Consider the following 22,705-nt stretch of genomic DNA (forward strand, 5'->3'; position numbering starts at 1 on the left):
TTAATGGCTAAATCCCATGCGGGATAAAACCGTCCACAAATGGGGATCTTCATCACCGAGGCGCCAGATGGCTACCCCACCCAAGTGATATTTTTTCACCAATTGCAATTTAAAAGCGTCACTATATCCATTTTCAAAATAGACGGTATGGGTAATCCCCTGACTTTGATAGGTAAAGTCCGGTTCATCGCTGAGGGGATTCCACTTAATGGGCACACCATATTGGGCTGCTAAAGACCTAGCTTGATTGGCATGAATCTCCACAGTTTGTCCATTACTGGCCCAGTTGTATCCATAGACAGCTAAGCCGAGTACAATTTTTTCGGGATTCACGCGGGCGATTGCATACTGAATCGCTTGATTCACCCAATTAATGGGGGCAACAGGTCCTGGTGCACTGCCAATATCGTGATAGTCATATGTCATCAACACAATCTTGCTGACGTATGGGGCTAAAGCCTGGTAATTATAGGCGCGATTATACGGATCTTGGGCTGTTCTTGGGATCACCGCAATAGTCACCGTTTTGCCCAGCGGCGTCAATTTTTCGGATAACGCTTTGACAAATGCGGTCAAAGGCCCTTCGTCCCAGTAGTTTAATCCTTCAAAATCAATATTGTAACCTTGATATCCATCTTCCCTGGCCATTACAGCCAATTGATTCACAATCTGTTGACGCAAAGTCTGATTAGTTAAAATCCGGTCGTTGCCGTAGGCATTGGTGACAACAGGATAAAGCGCAATATGATGTTCACGCGCATACGCTCTGACCCATGCCCGGTGATATCCATGCTTGATTAATTCGCCATTTGCACGGTACGTATACCATAAGGGAGCAATAGCCGAAATCGTATGAAGATGCTGCGCTAAACTATTTTGAGAACTGGTGGACGTCTGTGTATATTGCGTGTAATAGCCTAATACCCAAGGACTGGAGGATACCTGGGATGAAGGCGAAGAGACAGGCGTGGGCGCAACAGGCCCAGAAGCGTTAGACCCAGAGGAATAACCTAATGCCTGACAAAGAGCCTGATAGGTTTTGGGACCCACAATTTCATCGACTACTAGGCCTTCATGCGATTGAAAAGCCATGACAGCTTGTCCTGTTTGCCGGTTAAACACGCCATCCGCGGGTCCTGGATTATAGCCCAACTGGCTTAAATCCCCTTGCAGGGTGACGACCCCAGGCCCGTAATCGCCATATGTCAAATCCGTTTGACCGAGCGGTGCTTGGATATCGTCATAGTGTCTTTTTAGGGCACGGATTAACGCCCTATGTGTTAAAGGGCCTAGAATCCCATCCACTTGCAGATGGGCCTGTGATTGAAATTCTTCCAGGGCGAAGGTAGTCTGCGCATTAAAATATCCCCGGCTAGGCCCAGGATTGTATCCTAAATCTTGCAGTTCTTGCTGCAAAACACTCACCGACCAGCCCACACTGCCTTGCTGTAGGAAAGAGGGGCTTTGTGATGCGGCACGGGCGGGAGAAGACAGGAGTAATAAGGAGCAAGCCGTGGACAAGGTCGCGACGAACGGGAAAATCTTCATTCCATTTCCTCCGAAGTGCCATATTTTACGCGATTTGGTATCTTTGGAAAGCATTGAAATACCCTTTTACCATAGCGATTCTCCTAAAACTTGTCAGATGTGCTATCATACTCGGGAAGCGCATTTCCGCGAGGTAATCTCTTTCTCAGCCGCGGGAAACCCGCTTTATAAAAATTTTCACCGCAATGGTAAATTGCGGGTTTTAGAGGAGGTGATCCGGGTGCACCCACGATTAACGCAAATGACGAGCAAATCCGGGTGAGGGTGCAAATTAGGTCCGGAGGACCTAACGAGCGCTTTAAGCTTTATCCCGCCTACCAAGTTTCGGGATGAAGACGTCCTGGTCGGCAATGAGACACACGATGATGCGGGAATCTACCGGTTAAGTCCGGATCAAGCTCTCGTTCAAACCGTAGACTTTTTAACTCCGGTTGTGGACGATCCCGAATTATTTGGGAAAGTGGCGGCGGCCAATTCCTTATCCGATGTCTATGCCATGGGTGGAATTCCGATCACCGCGTTGAACTTATTGGCGGTTCCCGAAGGCGTCTTATCAGCAGAAGAAGTCGGAGCGATGTTGCGCGGGGGACAGAGTATTTTAGATGAAGCCGAATGCCGTCTTTTAGGCGGGCATTCTATCGACGACAATGAACCTAAAATGGGGTATTCCGTGACGGGTTTGGTGCATCCCGATCATATTTGGCGCAATAGCACGGCCCATCCTGGTGATGTGCTTTATCTTTCCAAACCCATTGGGAGTGGAGTGGTGATTAAAGCGATCAAAGACGGGGAAGCCAGCCAAGAAATGATTGATGGGGTGATTGCCATGATGTTAACGCTGAACAAAAAGGCCAGCGAAACCATCAAACGTGTCGGCGATCCCACGGCTTGCACCGATGTCACGGGGTTTGGACTGCTCGGACACTCGTGGGAAATGGCCCAAGGTGCCAATGTGGCCATTGAACTTTATGCGTCCTCAGTGCCGACCCTTCCGGGGGCCAAGGAATTGGCGCAACAAGGCAAGTTCCCCTCAGGAAGCCGGCGCAACTTGGAATATGTGGCGCCTCATCTTGAGGTGGATCCTGGCTTCGATCACAATATTCTGACCTTATTGGCCGATGCGGTGACCTCAGGCGGACTGCTCTTCACAGTCAAAGAAGAAAACGCCGCCTCGTTCGAAGCGACGTTTTCTGATCAGCACGTCCCACTCTACCGCATCGGACGCGTGTTACCGGGTCCGGCCCAAGTTAGGGTGTTGGGATAAGGCGTTCTTCTTCAATAGCCGTGGCCACCTCTTTGAGGCGAGCCACGGTTTCTTTTTGCCCTAAGACCTCAAGCAGTTCAAATAATCCCGGTCCTACCGTCTTACCCGTAACAGCCAAACGGGTGGGATGAATGAGTTCGGCCCGTTTAATATTTTCGCGTGCCGCTTCCTCATCGTATAAGGCCACCAAATGATCGTGATCCCATACCGTCAGTTCTTGTAAGCGCTCTGCCAATGTTCTTAAACGGGCAGGCGTGCTCTCGACGTGAAAATGCTTAGCCATTCCTTTGGGATCAAAACTCGTCGGCCGTTGATAGAGAAAGACCAAACTTTCCGCAAGCTCCTTTAGGGTATGAGCGCGTTCGCGGACCAATTCGACAGCGACGGGTAAGGCTGGGCCCTTAGACAGATCCAGATGGAGGTCTTCAAGAAAAGGCATTAAATACTCAATAACCTGGTCAATCGGTAACAACCGCAAGTATTGGCTGTTCATCCATTCCAGCTTTTTATAATCGTAAATGGCGGCCGTATGCTGCACCCGGTCAAGATCAAACCATTTTGCCGCTTGATCGAGCGTCATGATTTCTGTTTCATCAGGCGCAGACCACCCCAACAGCAAAAGATAATTCACCAAGGCTTCAGGCAAAATGCCTTGCTGCCGGTATTCTTCCACCGATGTCGCGCCGTGGCGTTTGGACAACTTGGACCGGTCTGGAGCTAAAATCATGGGCACATGCGCAAATTGTGGCGTGGGCAGATTTAACGCCTGGTAAATAAGAATTTGTTTGGGAGTATTGGAGAGATGTTCTTCTCCCCGGATCACGTGCGTAATCCCCATGTCATGATCATCTAAGACCACCGCAAAATTATAGACCGGGGTTCCATCGGATTTGGCCAACACAAAATCATCTAAAATGCGATTCTCAAAGACGACGGTGCCACGAATCAAATCGTGAACAACCGTCTCTCCCTCGGTTGGTACCTTCATCCGCACGACAAACGGTTTATCCGATTGGTAAATCGGATCATCAGGCGGGCGTAACCGGCATTTTCCGCTATACCGGGGTGGTAATTTGAGTGTCGCCAGCCGTTTTTTCTCCGCCTCGAGTTCCTCTGGTGTACAATAACAGCGGTACGCTAAGCCTTGGGCCAGCAGTTGTTCTAAGGCTTGTTGATGCCGTTTAACCCGTTCCGATTGCCGGTAAGGCCCATAATCGCCTCCCACATCGGGTCCCTCATCCCAAACAATTCCCAAGGAACGAAGACCTTTCATCATGGCCTCTTCGGAGCCCGGCACTAAACGTGCCCGGTCGGTATCTTCCACTCGCAAGATAAAGCGTCCATGATGATGCTTCGCAAATAAATAATTAAAGAGCGCCGTTCTGGCCCCACCGATATGTAAGGTACCAGTGGGACTCGGCGCATAACGTACCCTAACCACGTGTGTCCCTCCTGAAAAGCTTTGCTAAGAACAAGCCGCTCTCTTGATAATTATGACATGCGTTAAGTGTAGCTAAGGACTTACAGCGGGTCAAGAAAGTCCGTACCGGATTGTCACTAATGAAAGTAATCCCGGCACGCCAAGAACTCCTGTGACCGCCAAGGTCAGGATATTGAAACCAATATGCCCAAGTCCCGTCCACGACGCGATGACATTCCACGCCCCGATCAGTGAAGCCCCTGCCACTCCCCGTATAGCAAATCGGCGCCACGACGGCTTCAAAAAGCCTCTGGTCAAAATCGCCCAGATAGCTCGTCCTAATATGACGAGAACGAGAAGAATAAAACCTGTGGCCAACAGTCCTTGCATATCTCTAGCCCCTTTTTATTTAAGAATCGCAGGAGACCATAACGCCGGGTTATTTGGCTAACATTATAGATATGCCTAAAAGGACATGCTTAGAACCCCCAGTTCCTAGCACAGGTCCTCTCAAAATTTTGGGGGATGACATGACCTGGCCTGAGGAATTATATCTTAGCTGCCGACGAGAAGAGAACGGCCCTTAGGATTTAGCGCGCCGGCAATAATGATGATATTTCTTGACCTCAGATGGGTAATAATCCTCAGGGTTTGGCAAGGACAAACCTTGGAACTCTTTGGTGTGGCCAAGCACATCCCATCCCCACTTTTTGGACACATCCCGTAATTCGTTTTCGTCCCAACCGGGATGCGTGAAATCCTGTCGATTTCGTCTCATCATGATGATTGCCCCCTGTGCTAGGGTATGCGTCACCATTCAAATTTGGCAGTCATTAACATCAATCTTTGGATTGAGCCACAAGCTCCGCATACGTGAGTTCCGCTTGGGACAGGGGTTGACCCACTTGTTGGATGACCTCTTTTAACCGGTCCACAGGATGTTCCACGCCCGCAGCTTGCGCAGCATGAATAAACTTTTCTATCCATAATTGCCGGTAGCGAGCGCGAATCCACCACAGTGTGCGCACAATTAAATATTTCTTGCGGTACCCTTGCACCAAGATGATCAGGACCATCGTTTCGACACCTAAATCTACCCACTCAAACAAGGTCAGAAAGACATCACCCATAACATCGCCCCCATACGGCATAATATGCCAAAAATCTGCGGGGGGTGTCTCACAATTAGACTTCTTGTCGTCCTTCTAAGGCTTTGAGCAATGTCACTTCGTCGGTATAGTCAAGGTCGCCACCCATCGGCAACCCGCGGGCAATACGGGTTACTTTAAACCCCATCGGCTTTAACAAGCGTCCCAAATATAGGGCCGTCGCTTCCCCTTCCAAACTAGAGCTAGTAGCCAACACAATTTCCTGCGGGGGAGTTGCCTGGATGCGCATCAACAATTCTTTGATGCGCAGATCGTCAGGTCCTATGCCCTCCATCGGAGAAATGGCCCCATGGAGCACGTGATAGCGCCCTTTAAATTCCCGTGTTTTCTCCATTGCCACGACGTCTTTGGGCTGTTCCACGACCATAATAATCCGGTTATCGCGAGCATTATTTCGACAAATAGCACAGGGATCGGTGTCGGTAAAATTAAAACAGACAGAACAGTACCGAATTTTGGTCCGAGCATTCACAATCGCGGTGGCTAATAATTCGGCCTCACCTTGAGGCATATTTAACAGAAAAAAAGCCAAACGCTGGGCGGTCTTGGGACCTACCCCGGGCAATTTGGCTAATTGGCTGATAAGATCTTGAATAGGTTCTGGATAAATCATCTCTACATGAGCCCGGGAATATTCGGTAGATTCATACCCTTAGTCACATCGTTTAACCGGCTGCTGGCCAGTTCTTGAGACTTTTTCTGCCCTTCCCGCACAGCCGCCAATATTAAATCTTGCAGCATTTCTACATCGCTCGGATCCACAGCCTCCGGTTGGATGGTGATCGATTGAATTTCCCCATGTCCGTTAAAGACCGCTTTGACCACTCCGCCTGTCTCCACTTCCACCATTTCATGCTGTAACTCTTCTTGGACCCGCGCCATATCTTGTTGCATTTTCTGCACTTGCTTCATCATCTTCTGCATGTTATTGGCATTAAATCCCATGTTATTGTCCTCCTTCGTTGGATTCCTCGATATTCTTTACCGGAAGTTCGGCACCGAACCATGATCGAATTTCATCGACAAGAGCTGCACGATCATTTTGCGATAATGGTGGTGCAGTGGGTTTAGACACCATCACAGGACGCTCATTGCCTACCAATAAATAATACTGCATTTCGGGCCCATAAACCTTGTGCAACACTTGCTCTAATAACGCTTTATGATGTGATGCCATCATTAAATCACGATGGGCCGGAAAGGAAAAGATCACTTCGAGCGCCTTTGGCGTCACTTGAAGGCGGGCTTCTTGTAATAAAGCATAGGTGGACGGCCGTTCTTGACGAATCGCTTCCAAAAACAGCTTTAGACGCTCATCTTGACTCATGTCTTGAGAATCGATGGGAGCGACGTCATTGTCATGGTTTTTGTCGGCTGACGACTTCGGAGCGCTCGAAACTCGTTCGGGATTATGGACCGCTTCTTCCGCATAAACAACCGGTGCAGCTTTGGGTGGCGAGGTCACACGATGCGCCCTCTCTCTTTCCTCTTGCACGGAAGAGGGCTCTGTCGGATAAGCTAATTCTTCTCGAATTTTCAATAGCGCCAATTCCACCGATAACTGCGCAGGAAATCCACTACGCAGACGGGTATCCGCTTCTGCTAACAGTTCTAAAGCATGAAACCACGACGCAGCCGAAATTTTGGCAGGCAGCCTCGCGTCCAGTTGTTCAAGCCATTCCCGGCGGTATTGAGGAAAGAGATCTTTTCCCGCCTGGCGCCAAATAACGATGTCACGAATCTGTTGCGCAATACTGCGTAACACAGTGCGGTAATCTTTACCTTGGCGGTAAATGTCATCCAATGTCCGCATCACATCGCCTAAATCCGTCGGCGATGTTAAAGCCGTCATAATCTGTTCCATCATGATCGGTTCCACAGTACCCACCAGTTCGCTGACGGTTTGGTAGGTAATGTTTTTGCCGCTTACCGCAATGGTTTGATCAAGCAAACTCAAGGCATCTCGCATGGCGCCATCGGCATATTCCGCAATGAGTTCGAGTGCTGCCGGTTCAACCTGCACGTGTTCTTCTGCAATAACTTGCCTAATCCGCTCCTCGATTAACCCCACCGTCAAGCGCTGAAATTCATAGCGTTGGCAGCGGGACAAGACGGTTACCGGAAGCTTTTGGGGCTCAGTCGTCGCCAAGACAAAAATCACATGCGGAGGTGGTTCTTCCAGCGTCTTGAGTAAGGCGTTAAACGCTTCGGTCGTGAGCATATGGACTTCGTCAATAATATAAATCCGGTAGCGTCCCATAACCGGCGATTGATCAATGCGCTCTTTAATTTCCCGAATTTCATCAATTCCACGATTAGAAGCCGCGTCAATTTCCAGAACATCCAAGTGCTGGCCCTTTTCGACGGCTATACATGCCGAACACTGAAGACACGGTTCTCCCTCCTCGGTCAAGGCTTCACATTGAATCGCCTTGGCTAAAATACGGGCGACACTCGTCTTGCCCGTTCCGCGGGGGCCAGCAAATAAATAGGCGTGGGTAAGGCGAGACTGGCGCACCGCTTGACGCAAAGTCTCAACCACCCGACTTTGCCCGATTACCTCGTCAAATGACCGAGGCCGATAAATTCGGTATAGTGCTTGGTGTGCCACCAAGAGCCCCCTTCCCCGAATGAAAAGATTGAGGCCACAGGGCGGCACCGATCAGGCGACTCCGCGGCACCACAACGTTCCCGCTTACCGCTGCTCCCTTCCGGGCCTGACGGGGTTCACAGGTGTTGTCCGCGCGGGACCCAATCGATGCGGCTCCATGGCCTACGCAAATACCATTCCCAATTTCTCATGTGATTAATGGCGGAGGAGGAGGGATTCGAACCCTCGAGGCAGGATTTGGCCCACCAACACGCTTTCCAGGCGTGCGCCTTAAACCGCTCGGCCACCCCTCCAGGTTAAATAATTCGTGGCGGAGAGGGTGGGATTCGAACCCACGAGACGGGGTTAAACCGCCTACCCGATTTCGAGTCGGGCTCCTTCGACCAACTCAGACACCTCTCCACGCTCTATTCAATTTGCGTTGGCGATCTGGTTACCGCCGGGCACGAAAAAATTCTCGCAAAAGATTTTGTGCCGCTTCTTGTTGAAGACCTGAAATCACTTCAACTTGATGATTTAATCGCGCATCACTTAACGTCTGATATAAGCTATGCACCGCCCCACCTTTCGGATCAGGTGTGGCATAAATCAGCCGGTCAATCCGGCTCAAGATAATCGCTCCTGCACACATTATACAAGGCTCAAGGGTAACCAGCAATGTGGTTCCATTAAGTCGCCATCCACCCAATTTTTGGGCCGCTTCGCGAATGACCAATAACTCGGCATGCGCCGTGGGATCGTGGTCCTGTTCTCGACGGTTATGGTTTTTTGCTAGAACCGTACCGTCTTCGCGAATTAAGACCGCTCCAACCGGGACTTCCCCCGATTGAGCGGCGTTTTTGGCTTCCTGTAGGGCCAGCTCCATAAAGGGTTCATAATCTAGCGTGACACAATCCCCATTTTTTGGTGCGCCCGGGAGGACTCGAACCACCGACACAAGGTTTAGGAAACCTCTGCTCTATCCCCTGAGCTACGGGCGCAGATTCTTGACCTTGCACAACGATTAATATTACCGGGCCTCACTGTTTGTGTCAAGACAAGGTGCTGAGATGTTTCTGGCCCAGGGCATCGACATTTTATGAAAAACACGGTATCGTGCAAGTATCTCGCGTTTACACGTTATCTTTTTTTATAATATGGGGAACTTATAAGGAGGATCCATGATGAAAGTGATTGTTTATACGCAACCGGGCTGACACGCGTGTACCGAGGAGAAAGCGTGGCTTTCCCAACAGCATGTTGAGTTTGAAGAGCGCAACATTCGCCATAATGTGTCCTACATCGATGAAGTCGTGGCCTTAGGTTCACAAGCGACTCCGACCACGGTCATTGAAGACGATGACGGACAGCAACATGTCGTAATCGGCTTTCAAATTCGTAGTCTCAAAGAACATCTCAAATTATCCTAAACTGCCGGAGAAATTTTCAAAGCCCACCGTCATACGGTTGGGCTATTTTTTCTGGTCTCATCTCGTGTTATTCTATTCATGCATATTATAATACTCGTAATACAGATTATGAATGACGGTCATGGAACTGGGTTCCCCACCGGCTGCAAACCGGTTGGCAGTCTCGGGTAGAGATTGGTTGGGTTCGATTCCCAATGACCGTCTCCATTTTTTTCATATCATGGTAACAATCCACGGTGTAACGCAGTCTTTCCCATCTTCGTTATGGCTTCTTATCTTCAGCCTCATACCGGCTCAAGAGCGCTCGGGCCCCCGGCATATAAAAACCGCCTGTCGTAATCAACAGGCGGTTTATTCACTCTCTTCAATAATTAGGAGGCATAATCGATGAGTGAGGATAACGACACCGGGTCAAAATCAATCTGAAAGACCGAAGAGAGATGTTGAACGACGATGGGTTTCACCTCATCTAATGTGACATGTTTGCCCAATACTTTTTCCATAGACGTCACACCCTTATCCTGGATACCACAGGGAATGATGCCAGAAAAATGTTCAAGATTAGGCGCAACATTTAAGGCGAAACCATGCTGCGTAATCCAACGGCTCGCTTTGACACCAATCGCTGCAATTTTTTCGTCGCCTACCCAAACACCCGTATTAGGCGGAAATCTCCCCGCCGTGATGCCAAAGTCTCCTAGAGCCCTAATCAACGCTTCTTCCAGATTGCGTAAATACTGGTGGAGGTCACGGCCGTAGCGGGTCAGATTTAAAATCGGATACCCGACCAATTGGCCTGGGCCGTGGTAGGTGATATCCCCTCCACGGTCGACCTCGACAAACGTAATGCCTTCCTGGGCGCGTTTGGCTTCATCCCAGACCAAGTTTTGATACGATCCGTGAGCGCCTTTGCCGAGCGTATAGACCGGAGGATGCTCAACAAGCAAGAGGACATCGGGGATTTGGTTTTGAAACAGCGCTTGGCCGATACGGCGCTGCACATCCCACGCCTTCAGATATTCCATCTTGCCGAGATCAACCAGAACTCCGGAATTCATCGACTGACCTCAGGAACTTGAGATGCGGCATGGTAGGAACTACGAACCAAAGGTCCCGATTCCACATGCGCAAATCCTAATGCTAAGGCTTCCTCTTTAATCTCGGCAAATTCTTCCGGCGTGTAGTAACGCTCTACGGGCAAATGCTTCATATCCGGCCTTAAATATTGCCCCACCGTCAGTACGTCGACGTGATTGGCACGCATATCCACAAACACTTGATGGATTTCTTCACGTGTCTCTCCAAGTCCCACCATTATTCCGGACTTGGTGACAATGGTCGGGTCCTGGTCTTTAATCCGGCGTAAGAATTCCATGGTTCGTTCATACTGGGCTTTGGGACGGACATGTCGGTATAAACGGGGAACAGTTTCCGTATTATGGTTAAAGATTTCCGGACGCGCTTTGACCACCGTTTGTAACGCATCCCAATTTCCCATAAAGTCGGGGGTCAGAACCTCGATACTGCAGCCTGGCACCCGCTCCCGAATCGCCTCGATGGTTGCTGCAAAAATGGCAGCACCCCCATCTTCTACATCATCACGGGTCACCGAGGTAATCACCACATGTCGAAGTCCCATGTGTTCCACCGTATCAGCCACCCGCTTCGGTTCTTCCCAGTCGAGATGAGTAGGTCGGCCTGTGGTAATGGCACAAAATCCGCAGTTACGGGTACAAATATCCCCGAGAATCAAGAATGTTGCCGTTCGGCTTTCCCAGCATTCGTAAATATTGGGGCATAACGCTTCTTCACAGACCGTGTGCAGTGTCTGTTCGCGCATCAGGTTTTTCAAATCGAGATAATTTTTTCCCTGTGTCAACCGGACTTTCAGCCACGGTGGCAAAGGTTTCGATGGCGCTTTGCGGTCCGAGTGTAACGGTAATGGTTCCATGTCTTCGGACCTCCTTTCCGTAAATCCCTCGTCTTCCAGCCAGTGTCTACCTGCTCATCTTAATATATCGATGTGGATGGGCCAATGGCCTCGAGGTTTTCTTTGACCAATCGGACAAATTTTCCAGCTTCAGCCCCATCCACAACCCGGTGGTCAAAGGAGATGCAGATATTCATCATGGGGCGAATCGCCACCATGTCCTGAATCACCACCGGGCGTTTGACAATCGATTCCATAGTAATGATTCCGACTTCCGGTGCGTTAATAATAGGATAGGTTAAGACGGTCCCAATCGCTCCGGTATTGTCGACAGTAAAAGTGCCCCCTGTCAAATCATCCATGGTCAGGCGCCCAGCCCGGGCCCGCTTGACGAGATCTTGCGACGCTTTAGCTAATCCCACAATATTCTTTTGGTCCGCATCCTTAATCACCGGAACCACTAAACCGCGGTCCGTGGCGGTAGCCATGCCGATGTTAATCCGCTTTTTCATCACAATGCTGTCGCCATTCCATTGCGCATTCATTTCCGGAACCGCTTTAAGCGCTTGGACCACGGCGCGCAGCATAAATGGCATGTAGGTTAAGGATACCCCTTCTTTAGCCTTGAATTCCTCCTTCAACTGCTCGCGCAAAGCCACGAGGCCACTCACATCGACCTCCATCATCAACCAGGCATGGGGAACGGTTGTCTTGGACCGCACCATTCGCTCGGCAATGACCTTGCGGATAGAGGAGAGTGGGACAATCTCATCTTCCGGATCTATGACGGCGGGAGCGCCATTGACGACGGAAACGGTTCCCGGAGCGGGTGCAGGCGGTGGCGATGCAGGCTTCTGGGCCCTGGGTTCTTCGTGTTCACTGGGGGTTACCTTGGGCGCCTCAGCTTGTTTGGCCACCGCATTTAAGATATCTTGACGAGTGACCCGGCCTTTGGCCCCTGAACCGGTAATGGTATCGGGATTAATGTGATTTTCCATCGCCAGCCGACGCACCGCAGGAGAATACCGTCCCCGTAATGATTCACTAGCACCCTCCGTATTCTCCACAGTGGTCGCAGCGGACAAAACGGCCTTCTTTGGTGTGCTATCCTCTTGAGATGGAGATGCTGCTGGCTGGGTGTTTGCCGTAGCGCTATGATCGCCTGTCTCTTCTCCCTCGACCGTAATTTCACAAATGGGCGTCCCTACGGCAACGGTTTGACCCTCTTCCACCAAAATTTTGCTGACGGTGCCGCCAACGGGAGCCGGAACCTCGGCATTGACTTTGTCCGTCAATACTTCAAGCAACGACTCGTATTTTTCGACCGGATCCCCCACTTTTTTTAACCACCGTCCGATCGTCCCTTCAGTTACAGACTCCCCTAATTGCGGCATCAATACGACTTCTGCCATTGTTCTCCTCCTTGCATTCCAAGGTCGTGAGTCCGATCCTGGTTAAAATTTCGCTAAATCTCTCGCGGCCTCGGTAATTTTATCAGTCGTCACCATAAAGGCGTGCTCTAACGGCGGACTATAGGGCATGGCTGGTACATCGGGACCCGCTAGCCGTCTGATGGGTGCGTCCAGATAGAACAAGGCATGCTCGGCGATCAGCGCACTCACTTCACCGCCGACGCCCCCGGTTAAATTGTCTTCATGAACAATGAGCACTTTTCCTGTTTTCTTGGCCGTATCCAATATCATTTCCACGTCCAAAGGTCGGATCGTGCGCAAATCGAGGACTTCGACCGAAATGCCTTCCTGCTCTAGGGTTTCCGCTGCTTTCAAAGCATAGGTGACGGTTAACCCGTAGGTAATGATGGACAGATCTTTTCCTGTTCGTTTGAGATCGGCCTTGCCAATAGGAATTAAATATCGTTCCTCGGGCACTTCCCCTTTTAGCGAGCGGTAGGCGGCCTTGTGCTCAAAGTAGAGCACGGGATCTTCATCTTCAATCGCTGCCGCTAACAAACCTTTAGCATCATAGGGGGTGCTCGGGATGACTACTTTTAGTCCCGGCACATGCGCAAAAAAGGCTTCGACACTCTGCGAATGGTATAAGGCACCGTGCACTCCGCCTCCAAAAGGCGCACGAATGACCATGGGCACTCCAAAGGCTCCATTCGAGCGGTAACGAATACGCGCTGCTTCCTGAACAATTTGGTTCATGGCAGGAAAAATAAAGTCGGCAAACTGAATCTCAGGGATAGGTCTCAACCCGTTGACCGCGGCGCCAATAGCCGTTCCGACGATAGCCGCTTCCGCCAGCGGAGAGTCGATAACCCGGTCTTCTCCAAATTCTTTTTGCAATCCTTCGGTAACTCGAAACACGCCACCGCGTATACCCACATCTTCTCCATAAATGATAATGCGGCTGTCCCGACGCATTTCTTGTCGTAACGTTTCCCGGATTGCTTCTAAATAACTCATCACTGCCATTGTGACTCCCGGCATCATGAACCCATTTCCCTATTTCGCCGGGGCTACCCTCCTTCTGGTGATTGCTCGTATGAGCATCCAAGGGAAATGAGTGAAAATTTATTCGGCGTAAACATACCGTCCTAGCGTACTCGGATCGGGTAATGGTGCCTTTTCGGCAAAGTCTGTGGCATCATTGACTTCGTCCTTAATCCGTTGCTGCATGGCTTTAAGTTCATCGGGCGTCATAATCTTTTCGTCTAGCAGCCGTTTTTCAAAGGTAATAACCGGATCACGCTTCTTCCATTCCGCCACTTCTTCCCGGGACCTATAAGCCCGGTCGTCGTCATCACTCGAGTGCGGCACAAACCGGTAAGTTTTGGCCTCAATTAACGTCGGCCCTTCCCCGCGTCGTGCCCGTTCCACGGCCTCAGCCGTGACTTCATAGACCTTGACCGGATCATTGCCGTCGACGATGACTCCGGGCATGCCATAGCCTTGGGCCCGGGCGGCCACATCCATAATGGCCATTTGCTTACGCGCCGGAACCGAAATGGCGTACCCATTATTTTCATTGAGGAAAATGACGGGAAGTTTGTGAACTGCCGCAAAATTCAACGCTTCGTGGAATTCACCTTGACTGGTTGAGCCTTCGCCAAAGGAGGCGAGGGATACCCGTCCATCTTTGAGTATTTTCGAAGCCAGTGCCAAACCCGTCGCATGCACATCCTGGGTTGCCACCACAGACCCAGTCGTAAAAATGTGCCGCCGTTTGAGTCCCCAGTGAGCGGGCATTTGCCGCCCTCCGGAGTTGGGATCATCCGCACGTCCCAACAAGTGCAACATGACTTCCCGCGGTGTCTCCCCATAAGCTAGGACCATAGCTAAATCTCGGTAATAGGGAACAATCCAGTCTTCGCCGCGATTTAACGCCATCACCGACCCCACTTGGGCCGCTTCATGGCCATTCGCCGAGTAAACCACTGGCGCCCGTCCTTGGCGGTTTAAAATCCACATCCGATCATCCAAGGCCCGTGATAACGCCATATAATAATACATTTCCTTCAACAGTTCGGGAGTTAAATTAATACTTGCCACAACAGTCCCACTCCTTTCGCAATCCCCGCACAGCTCTTTTCCTTTTTAGGATGATGGCGGTGAAAAATAGACATGATCCATCAACGTCTTGGGATCGGGATCTTCCGCATTTAACGCGTAATCCGTGGCATCATCCACGATTTGACGCACCTGGTGAAGAAGCTCTTGTTCTTGCTGGTCATCCCACTGCCCCTGGTCTGTGAGCCACTGCCGAAAAACCACCACGGGATCATCGGCTTTTTCCCGGGCTAATTCGCCTTCGGGACGATACGTCTTGTCATCGTCGTCACTGGAATGGGGCGTATAACGGTGTGTCTTCGCTTCAATCAGTGTCGGCCCTTCCCCGCGCAGTGCTCTTTCGCGCGCAGCCAACGTCGCTTCATATACAGCAAGGGGATCCGACCCTTGAACGACGACACCCGGAATCCCATATCCTTGCGCCTTATCGGCCACATTTAATACCGCCATTTGATGGGCTTGGGGCACCGATATGGCATATCCATTATTTTCTACCACGACAATCAAGGGCAATTTGTGCACCGCCGCAAAATTTAAGGCTTCATGAAATTCCCCCTGGCTGGTTGAGCCTTCGCCTAAAAACACCGCGGCAATCCCTGGTTGGTGGCGTAATTTAATCGCCAAGGCCAGTCCTGCGGCGTGGGTCACCTGGGTTGTAACGGGTGAGGAACCGGTAAAAATTCGCTTGGCACGGTGACCATAATGCGCGGGCATTTGACGGCCTCCCGAGCTCGGGTCGTCCTTTTTCGCCAAAAGCCCTAACATCACTTCTCTGGGCGTCATACCAAAAGCCAACACCACACCCAAATCGCGATAATATGGCGCAATCCAATCCACCGATGGATCTAATGCCATAGCCACGCCGGCTTGCGCGCCCTCTTGTCCTTGACAAGAAATCACAAACGGCGCTTTCCCCTGCCGGTTCAAAATCCACATGCGTTCGTCAAGCTTCCGACTTAGTACCATGTAATAGTACATGGTCTTTAATTTTTGCCAGTCAATGTGGAGCCCAGAGAGTGTCTCTCTCTGCGCCATGGCGTATGCCTCCCTCCCAAACCGCACGCATCCATCTTTGTTTATTAGATATGAATGGCCATGCCATCCACTGCCAAAGCCGCTTCATGAAGCACTTCCGAAACGGTCGGATGAGCATGCACGCTTTCAGCCACTTCCCATGCTGTCGCTTCCAAAAACTTGGCCAGGGCCATCTCATTAATGAGGTCCGACGCGTGGGGACCCACAATGTGTGCCCCAAGCAGTGCATCCGTTTTTTTGTCAGCGACTAATTTTACCATGCCATCGGCCTCTCCCAAAATCAGGGATTTACCATTGGCGCGAAATGGGAATATGCCCACTTTCACGTCATAACCTTGTGCCTTGGCTTCTTTCTCACTGAGGCCCACCGATGCCACTTCGGGGCGTGAATAAGTGACCCGTGGGATCCGGTGTGGATTCAGCAATTCTGGATTTTTACCAGCAATCGTCTCGACGGCAATCATGCCTTCATGAGCTGCCACGTGCGCTAACAAATATCCTCCAATCACATCGCCGATGGCATACACGTGAGGGACATTGGTGCGGTAGTGATCATCCACCACAATAAAACCGCGCTGAATCTCGACACCGACTTCTTCCAATCCCAGATTTTCGGTGACGGCTTTACGGCCAATAGCCACTAATAAGACATCGCCCTCTACCGGGACTCGACTTTGATCGGCTTTTACGACGTCTGCATGAATCTTGTTGTCGTCAATCTTCAACGAAGATGGATCAAAACTTGCAGAGGTGTAAATCTTAATGCCGCGCCGAGTTAACAGCTTGGTTAATTGCTCGGCCACTTCTTCATCATCTTGCGGTAAAATATGCGGTAACATTTCCACGATGGTGACCTGAGACCCAAAATCATTGTACATGGAAGCAAACTCCACGCCAATAGCGCCTCCACCTAAAATCACCACCGAGGACGGAATATCGGCACGACTTAAAACATCATCCGAGCTTAACACCCGTTGACCATCAAAGGGTACATTTGGTAATTGGCGCGGGACAGAGCCTGTGGCAATGAGAATATCTTTGGCCTCTAAGAGGGTGGTCGAGCCGTCTTGAGCTGACACTTCGACATGCTGAGCGCCTTTAAGCCGTCCGTAGCCTTCGAACACGCTCACTTTATTCTTTTTCAACAAAAACTGTACACCCCGGTACAGTTGATCGACAACTTTGTTCTTCCTAGCTACCGCTTTAGGATAATCTAACGCCACCTCTTGCGCCACAAGCCCATAATCGCCCGCATGTTTAAAGGTATGTAGCACTTCTGCCGTGTTCAACAGGGCTTTAGTGGGAATACATCCCTGGTGCAGGCAGGTTCCTCCCACCTTCGCTTTATCAACCAAAGCGGTTTTGAGTCCGAGTTGGGCTGCACGAATGGCGGCAACATATCCGCCAGTGCCCCCACCCAATACAATGAGATCAAATTGCGTTTCTGCCATGATGATTGAGGTCCTCCTCATTTTCGTCTGTGTCTATTGCCCTTAATACCCTAAGGTTTGGCCAATTCCGCGGGGATCCGATGCGCCGACCCAATTTCCCAATCGTCGCATAATTACTTGGGCCGATCCGCCCCCGCTTAAAGGTCCAATAACGCGCACATTGTGACCGCGCTTTCGCAAATCGTCAATCACGTGAGGAGCAAAACGTGATTCCAGGACCACATAGGATTGTTGACTCAGGGTATGAGCATCAGTCGCCGGTCCAATCGTGAGCCTCGGAGCGCTCACCGCCTCATGGGGTAAGGCCTGTGCTTGCAACAAATCGAGTAGAATCATCAAATTCCATTGCGGCTGTCCGTCCCCGCCTGGCGTATTGCCAGCCAGATAGAATTGGTCGCCGTAGGTCACCATATAGGTGTTTAAGGTGTGCATAGGCCGTTTCCCTGGAGTCGCTTGATTGGGGTGACCGACAATCCGGTTAAAGGACCGACCGGCACGATTATTTAAAAAGAAGCCGCGTTCGGGCACGAAAACATATGACCCAAAGGACAACGCCAAACTATGAATAAATGAGACCACGTGTCCCTCGTCGTCTACGGCTAATAAGGAGGTGGTATCCCCCTCTTTTAACGTAGTGTCAATCAACGAGGCCCGGGGTAAGATGCCCGCCCGTCGTTTCTCAATCCACTGTTCGGTTAATAACTGAGTCGGATCAAAATGCTGCCAGAGCGGATCTCCCAGGTATTCACGGCGGTCATAAAAAGCCCATCTGAGGGATTCAATCACCTGGTGAACGTTTGCCCCCGTTTGGCGCCAATCCTTGGGAAAATCTGGTCCCAGCATAGCGAGTGCCTCTAACATAACAACTCCTTGCGAGGGAGGCGGTGTCTGATAGATGGTATAAGGTCCGAAAGACAGGGAAAGCGGTTTGGTCGTTTCGGTTTCATGCGCACGGAGATCGTCGTCATCAAGAAAGCCACCGGCTCTTGTGACAGCCTTGACAATATCATGAGCAACCTCGCCTCGGTAAAAACCGTCTCGACCTTGTTCCTGAAGAAGCTTCAACGTATTGGCCAACGCGGGCTGCTTCAGTAATTCTCCTTCAACCAGCGGTTGTCCCTGAGGGAAAAAGACTTCTTGACAGGACGGCGCCTCTTCTTGCAACACCGTCATCTCTTGGAGGGACTCCGCTAAGCGGGCATCGACCGGAAACCCCTCTTCCGCCAATCGTTGGGCCGGTTCGATAACCCGGGCCCACGGAAGGCGACCCCCGTCTTGATGCAAGCGCCAATATAAATCGAGGGCTCCCGGGACAGAAACTGATGCCCCTTGATGGAGCGGTAATGTGAGCGACTTGGGGAGTTTCGATTCATCATAGCCTTGGGGCAATCGTCCACTCCCTAAATAGGCTGTGATCTCTCGATGAGGAGCCTGATAGAGAACGAATGCTTCCCCTCCGAGCCCCGCCATATCCGGCATTAATACGCCGGTAGCAAAGGCCATGGCAATAGCGGCATCCACCGCATTACCACCTTGATGCAGCATCTGTAGCCCGGCTTGACTAGCCAAGGGATGCCCTGATGCCACCATAGCATGAGAGGCCCATACACTGGCGTTCGGACACTGAGCCTTTACATTCATACTCTCCATCCTTTCAGACTATTAGTAGCCTACCGCTTTGCTCTACCCCTGGCAAGCCTGGTTATTTTACAAAATATTTTCCCCATTCTGGTATTTTAACAGTGCCAGGTATAGGCATTAAAGTGCAAATGATGGGGCGTTAGCACTTTAAATGGTTCCGCGCGTTTGACTCCAATCTTTTGTCCATTTTCTTCGGCGTATAATGTCAAATACATCATCAGCTGAGGCCCTAACGGGGGGCCGAACTGGCTTTTATGCGCTGCCAAAGCGGCTAATTTCAGATCAAAGGTCTCGGTCACATCGATAAATGTATTGGGCCAGGCGCTGCCATAAAATGCAATGGCCGGGGAGGGCACTGGCGTCGCGCTTTGCCCAAAGGCGCGGGCAAAAGGCGCCATAATCACACCCGTGGCCACAGCATGGCCCAAGGTGCGGTGATCAGGATGGGCTTCATAAGGCAACCACGGATCGGGGGCCATCACGAAATCGGGTTGATATTCGCGAATCACTTTTAACACGTCTTGTTGGAGGGCTTTTTCATGATCTTTGAGCAACGTATCGGGATAGTCCCAAAAAACAATAGGGCCATCCCCCAAGATTTGTAAAGCACGCTGTTGTTCTTGCTGCCGTAATCGCACGAGCTCATCCGCTGTCAATTGGGGATCGTCACTGCCTGCATCTCCCTTCGTGGCAATGACATAAATGACTTCACACCCTTGCCGCCTTAAGCGCGCAACGGTGGCCCCTGCCCCCACCTCGTTGTCATCGGGGTGGGGAGCAAAAGCCATGAGTCTTTTCGCTTGCAATAAATCAGGAATGGGCAGTAGCGAGGATAAATCCATAATCTACCCACCTTTCTGGGCATCAGAATGACTGCAGTCTAGACTTTCGGAAGATTTTTTCGTCCACCGGTTTTGATCTCGCGTTTGAAATTTGGTCATCACGGCTTGAAAAACGTCAGTTAAATCCAAGTGCAAGGAATTGGCGAAGGACACTAAAACAAACAGCATATCCCCCAGTTCCATCGCAATGGATCCGTCGGGCTCTGTGGGCTTTTTCGGTTTTTCCCCATAAACATGGTTGACTTCACGCGCCAGTTCACCTAATTCTTCGGCCAAGCGCAAAATCATCGTCGATGGGGCAAAATATCCTTCTTCAAACTGGCTAATCCAGGCATCCACTTGTTGCTGCATTTCTTGGATCGTCATAGCGCCATCTCACTCGTGGGCCCGTTGCACAAAGTCTTTGGGAAACGCACGGTCATATTCAGGAGGCACTTGAATGGTTCCACCCAGTACTTGCGCTGCGGTATTGGCCCAGTAAGGATTGCGCAACATGCCCCGCGCAATCGCAATCACGTCGGCTTGCTGTTGCTCTAACACAAATTCGGCGAGTTCCGGCGTTTCCAACATGCCGACCGCAATCACCGGCACATTCAGATGCTTACGCAATGTGGCGGCATAGGAAACTTGGTACCCTGGGTACATCTTGGGCACAACGGGAGCATTTCCCCCAGAAGACACATCAAACATATCGACACCGTGATCGCGGTAGACCTGAGCCATTTTCTCAAGTGCTGGGAAATCATAACCCCCGTCCACATACTCGGTCGCGGACAGTCGCATGATCAGAGGCATCCCTTGGGGCATGTGACTTTTGACCGACTCAATCACCTCGACCCCAAAACGGGTCGGTTCCCCATAGACATCGCTCCGGTGATTGGATAAAGGCGACATAAACTGGTGAATCAAATACCCATGCGCCCCATGAAGTTCGATGGTATCGACTCCCGCTTTTATCGCACGCTTCGCGGCGAGCCCAAAATTGTCGATTAAGCGGTGAATCTCATCGATGCTCAAAGCCTTAGGAACCCGGTAGCGATCAGAAAATGCAATGGCTGATGGGGCCACGGGCTGCAAACTGGGCGATTCCGTTTTGCGACCGGCATGTGCAATTTGTATCCCAATTTTGGCACCATACTGATGAACCTGATCAATAATCCGGCGAAAGGCGGGAATTTGATCATCAGACCATAACCCTAAATCTCTTACGGTAATACGGCCATTGGGATCCACATCGGTCATTTCTATCATAATGAGAGCACTGCCCCCGACAGCGCGCGATATGTAATGGACATAATGCCACTCATTGGGTTTGCCATCTTCATCCCACACAGAGTATTGACACATGGGCGACATCATAATCCGGTTCTTTAACGTTAAGTCTTTGAGGGTAAACGGTTCAAACAATTTTGCCATATGATCTGCCTGCCTTTCTCGCTACGATGTTTACGCTTGTTGTAAATCCGCAATTTCTCCTCAGGGAAAGTCCCTTGGGCGGACATGTAATCCCGCATCAGGCTTTGTGATAGGGGTGATGATGAATAATGCTAAAGGCCCGGTAAATCTGTTCGACCGTAATTAATTGAGCCAAAGCATGCGGTAACGTCAAAGATGAAAGAGACCAGCGCCAATTAGCTCGCTCTCGAATTCGCGAAGCGACTCCAAGGCTGCCGCCGATCACAAAAACTACCGCCAAACTTTGTTCCTGATACCGGGCTAATTGCCGGCTCAAGAATTCAGATGTTACTTGTTGACCATCAATATCCAAGAGAATAACAAAGTCCGTGGGATCCAAATGTTTGCTAATCGCTTTGGCTTCGCGTTCCAGGGTCTCGCTTTCCTGACCATTTTTATAGCCAATTTCAGGTGCGACCACCCAATCAAGCGGCTGCCATGATCCTAAACGCATCCGGTATTCATCAATCATCTGGGAAATTGCACGGTCTTTGGGCCGGCCCACCGTCAAAAGGCGCCAATGTTGTGCCATCACTTGCTGCCTTTCTTCAAAATGAATTCCCCACCCATATTAGTGTACCGATTTTCTCGATCAAGAACCAGATGCCCCCATTTGGCTTGTACTATTGCGAGCTTTGGGGAAATAAATATGAAGTACATGGGAAGTCAGGGACAGTATGGGAAACCAGAGACTTCCAGATTGCAAAAGACACAGATGAGGGTCCCTTATCACAGCAACAAGTTTGGTCCCTTGAAACAACATCTAAAAAGTCGGGACGACGAAAAGACGGAAAGACGGAAACAGGGAAAGAAGGTATGTATGATGCATGATGATAATCCGATTGAAAACCGGCAAACTGCAGGTCATGCCTTATTTTTTGCACTAGCCACCACCTTTGGCGGCGGAGCAGCCCTTCATTTAATTCGCGCGGCTTTATGGCACAAATCTCTTCCTCTTTCCGAGGTGATTACCTTTGTGTTGACGGCTTTAGCCAGCATTTTATTGTTATCGGTGATTTGGTCCGGCCGTCCCGAAAAGACCTGGTCTCTTAACCGCCACATTCTCTGGATTTCGGTGTTGGCGGTCGCAACAACCATTTTTGCCACCACAATCTGGCCCATATTCTGGCACTGGGCCTTCCCTTCTGGCTATTAAGTACGTAACGACCATCTCCCTCCCCGTTCTTGTTCTCCTCCCACGCTCGCCATCATTTTTACTCCAAAGACCTTTTGGCATGATAAGGGCTCTATCGCCTGACAGTTCTCCCTGGGAAGTGTCAGGAAAACCTGGCCTCTTTTTTAACAAGACGTTAACACAGGATTAACACGTCGTTCATACAATCTTCCCACTGTCTTAACGTCCTTTTCGCATACTAAGGTCAAGTCCTAATTTGTGT

At 50.5% G+C, this 22,705-nt stretch carries 24 protein-coding genes, 3 tRNA genes and 1 other RNA gene; 3 read left to right on the forward strand and 25 right to left on the reverse strand.

Translation table 11 applies throughout. The annotated features are described in order from the left end of the window. Window positions 1-1,548 carry a peptidoglycan-binding protein gene (locus tag B8987_RS05500; RefSeq protein ID WP_020374942.1) on the reverse strand — a complete coding sequence of 516 codons (1,548 nt, stop codon included), beginning with the start codon at window positions 1,546-1,548 and terminating at the stop codon, window positions 1-3. 241 nt (window positions 1,549-1,789) lie between these two features. Here B8987_RS05500 and selD point away from each other — a divergent pair, with 241 nt between their 5' ends. Next, window positions 1,790-2,812 carry a selenide, water dikinase SelD gene (gene selD, locus B8987_RS05505; RefSeq protein WP_081503300.1) on the forward strand — a complete coding sequence of 341 codons (1,023 nt, stop codon included), beginning with the start codon at window positions 1,790-1,792 and terminating at the stop codon, window positions 2,810-2,812. Here the strand turns inward: selD and gltX are convergent. From gltX to B8987_RS05565, 12 genes are all read right to left on the reverse strand, one after another. Then, window positions 2,796-4,253 carry a glutamate--tRNA ligase gene (gltX, locus tag B8987_RS05510; protein ID WP_020374944.1) on the reverse strand — a complete coding sequence of 486 codons (1,458 nt, stop codon included), beginning with the start codon at window positions 4,251-4,253 and terminating at the stop codon, window positions 2,796-2,798. The genes selD and gltX overlap by 17 nt on opposite strands. Before the next feature lie 90 nt (window positions 4,254-4,343). Next, window positions 4,344-4,622 (reverse strand): pro-sigmaK processing inhibitor BofA family protein, encoded by a 279-nt coding sequence (locus B8987_RS05515; protein ID WP_020374945.1) that lies wholly within the window; start codon window positions 4,620-4,622, stop codon window positions 4,344-4,346. Window positions 4,623-4,815: 193 nt separating this feature from the next. Next, window positions 4,816-5,013 carry a hypothetical protein gene (locus B8987_RS05520; RefSeq protein ID WP_020374946.1) on the reverse strand — a complete coding sequence of 66 codons (198 nt, stop codon included), beginning with the start codon at window positions 5,011-5,013 and terminating at the stop codon, window positions 4,816-4,818. Window positions 5,014-5,071: 58 nt separating this feature from the next. Next, window positions 5,072-5,362, reverse strand: a complete 291-nt coding sequence (locus tag B8987_RS05525; RefSeq protein ID WP_020374947.1) for a hypothetical protein — start codon at window positions 5,360-5,362, stop codon at window positions 5,072-5,074. Between the two features lie 55 nt (window positions 5,363-5,417). Further along, entirely contained in the window at window positions 5,418-6,014 is a 597-nt protein-coding gene (recR, locus tag B8987_RS05530) for a recombination mediator RecR (protein WP_020374948.1), read from the reverse strand. A gap of 2 nt (window positions 6,015-6,016) precedes the next feature. Beyond that, window positions 6,017-6,346: a YbaB/EbfC family nucleoid-associated protein gene (locus B8987_RS05535; RefSeq protein ID WP_020374949.1), complete on the reverse strand. Its 330-nt coding sequence runs from the start codon at window positions 6,344-6,346 to the stop codon at window positions 6,017-6,019. A gap of 1 nt (window position 6,347) precedes the next feature. Then, complete coding sequence (dnaX, locus tag B8987_RS05540) at window positions 6,348-8,012, reverse strand: DNA polymerase III subunit gamma/tau (RefSeq protein ID WP_020374950.1); 1,665 nt, start codon at window positions 8,010-8,012, stop codon at window positions 6,348-6,350. Between the two features lie 46 nt (window positions 8,013-8,058). Next, an RNA gene (gene ffs, locus B8987_RS05545) (signal recognition particle sRNA small type) lies at window positions 8,059-8,158 on the reverse strand. Window positions 8,159-8,211: 53 nt separating this feature from the next. Then, window positions 8,212-8,305: transfer RNA gene (locus tag B8987_RS05550), tRNA-Ser, on the reverse strand. A gap of 15 nt (window positions 8,306-8,320) precedes the next feature. Next, a tRNA-Ser gene (locus tag B8987_RS05555) sits at window positions 8,321-8,414 on the reverse strand. Between the two features lie 31 nt (window positions 8,415-8,445). Then, window positions 8,446-8,949 carry a tRNA adenosine(34) deaminase TadA gene (gene tadA, locus B8987_RS05560; RefSeq protein WP_242823765.1) on the reverse strand — a complete coding sequence of 168 codons (504 nt, stop codon included), beginning with the start codon at window positions 8,947-8,949 and terminating at the stop codon, window positions 8,446-8,448. After that, a tRNA-Arg gene (locus tag B8987_RS05565) sits at window positions 8,917-8,992 on the reverse strand. Before B8987_RS05565 ends, tadA begins: the two co-directional genes overlap by 33 nt. 291 nt (window positions 8,993-9,283) lie before the next feature. On the opposite strand from B8987_RS05565, the gene B8987_RS19840 reads away from it, so the two are divergent. Further along, window positions 9,284-9,421: a hypothetical protein gene (locus B8987_RS19840; protein WP_020374951.1), complete on the forward strand. Its 138-nt coding sequence runs from the start codon at window positions 9,284-9,286 to the stop codon at window positions 9,419-9,421. A 371-nt stretch (window positions 9,422-9,792) separates the two neighbouring features. Here B8987_RS19840 and lipB read toward each other — a convergent pair whose 3' ends face one another. The 12 genes from lipB to B8987_RS05630 form a co-directional block, all read right to left on the reverse strand. Next, window positions 9,793-10,479 (reverse strand): lipoyl(octanoyl) transferase LipB, encoded by a 687-nt coding sequence (gene lipB, locus B8987_RS05575; RefSeq protein ID WP_020374953.1) that lies wholly within the window; start codon window positions 10,477-10,479, stop codon window positions 9,793-9,795. Then, window positions 10,476-11,372, reverse strand: a complete 897-nt coding sequence (gene lipA, locus B8987_RS05580) for a lipoyl synthase (RefSeq protein ID WP_020374954.1) — start codon at window positions 11,370-11,372, stop codon at window positions 10,476-10,478. The genes lipB and lipA overlap by 4 nt, the downstream gene beginning before the upstream one ends. Before the next feature lie 59 nt (window positions 11,373-11,431). Then, window positions 11,432-12,763, reverse strand: a complete 1,332-nt coding sequence (locus tag B8987_RS05585) for a dihydrolipoamide acetyltransferase family protein (protein ID WP_084660941.1) — start codon at window positions 12,761-12,763, stop codon at window positions 11,432-11,434. A 42-nt stretch (window positions 12,764-12,805) separates the two neighbouring features. Next, a complete protein-coding gene (locus B8987_RS05590) occupies window positions 12,806-13,789 on the reverse strand; it encodes an alpha-ketoacid dehydrogenase subunit beta (protein WP_084661878.1) in 984 nt (327 codons plus the stop codon). A gap of 99 nt (window positions 13,790-13,888) precedes the next feature. Next, a complete protein-coding gene (locus B8987_RS05595) occupies window positions 13,889-14,866 on the reverse strand; it encodes a thiamine pyrophosphate-dependent dehydrogenase E1 component subunit alpha (RefSeq protein ID WP_020374957.1) in 978 nt (325 codons plus the stop codon). Window positions 14,867-14,911: 45 nt separating this feature from the next. After that, window positions 14,912-15,919: a thiamine pyrophosphate-dependent dehydrogenase E1 component subunit alpha gene (locus B8987_RS05600; RefSeq protein ID WP_028961972.1), complete on the reverse strand. Its 1,008-nt coding sequence runs from the start codon at window positions 15,917-15,919 to the stop codon at window positions 14,912-14,914. A 44-nt stretch (window positions 15,920-15,963) separates the two neighbouring features. Beyond that, on the reverse strand, window positions 15,964-17,370 hold the full coding sequence (lpdA, locus tag B8987_RS05605) for a dihydrolipoyl dehydrogenase (RefSeq protein WP_020374959.1): 1,407 nt from the start codon (window positions 17,368-17,370) through the stop codon (window positions 15,964-15,966). A gap of 42 nt (window positions 17,371-17,412) precedes the next feature. Further along, a complete protein-coding gene (locus tag B8987_RS05610) occupies window positions 17,413-19,011 on the reverse strand; it encodes a gamma-glutamyltransferase family protein (protein WP_084660942.1) in 1,599 nt (532 codons plus the stop codon). 95 nt (window positions 19,012-19,106) lie between these two features. Next, window positions 19,107-19,853: a PIG-L deacetylase family protein gene (locus B8987_RS05615; protein WP_020374961.1), complete on the reverse strand. Its 747-nt coding sequence runs from the start codon at window positions 19,851-19,853 to the stop codon at window positions 19,107-19,109. Window positions 19,854-19,856: 3 nt separating this feature from the next. Beyond that, on the reverse strand, window positions 19,857-20,219 hold the full coding sequence (locus tag B8987_RS05620; protein WP_020374962.1) for a nucleotide pyrophosphohydrolase: 363 nt from the start codon (window positions 20,217-20,219) through the stop codon (window positions 19,857-19,859). A 9-nt stretch (window positions 20,220-20,228) separates the two neighbouring features. Next, window positions 20,229-21,269: an NADH:flavin oxidoreductase/NADH oxidase gene (locus B8987_RS05625; RefSeq protein WP_084660943.1), complete on the reverse strand. Its 1,041-nt coding sequence runs from the start codon at window positions 21,267-21,269 to the stop codon at window positions 20,229-20,231. A gap of 97 nt (window positions 21,270-21,366) precedes the next feature. Next, a complete protein-coding gene (locus B8987_RS05630; RefSeq protein ID WP_020374964.1) occupies window positions 21,367-21,840 on the reverse strand; it encodes a 23S rRNA (pseudouridine(1915)-N(3))-methyltransferase RlmH in 474 nt (157 codons plus the stop codon). A 288-nt stretch (window positions 21,841-22,128) separates the two neighbouring features. Here B8987_RS05630 and B8987_RS05640 point away from each other — a divergent pair, with 288 nt between their 5' ends. Further along, window positions 22,129-22,464, forward strand: coding sequence for a hypothetical protein (locus tag B8987_RS05640; RefSeq protein WP_139793471.1), 336 nt, complete (start codon window positions 22,129-22,131; stop codon window positions 22,462-22,464). Window positions 22,465-22,705 lie beyond the last annotated feature (241 nt).

The sequence above is a fragment of the Sulfobacillus thermosulfidooxidans DSM 9293 genome (assembly GCF_900176145.1).
Taxonomy (GTDB): Bacteria; Bacillota; Sulfobacillia; order Sulfobacillales; family Sulfobacillaceae; genus Sulfobacillus; species Sulfobacillus thermosulfidooxidans.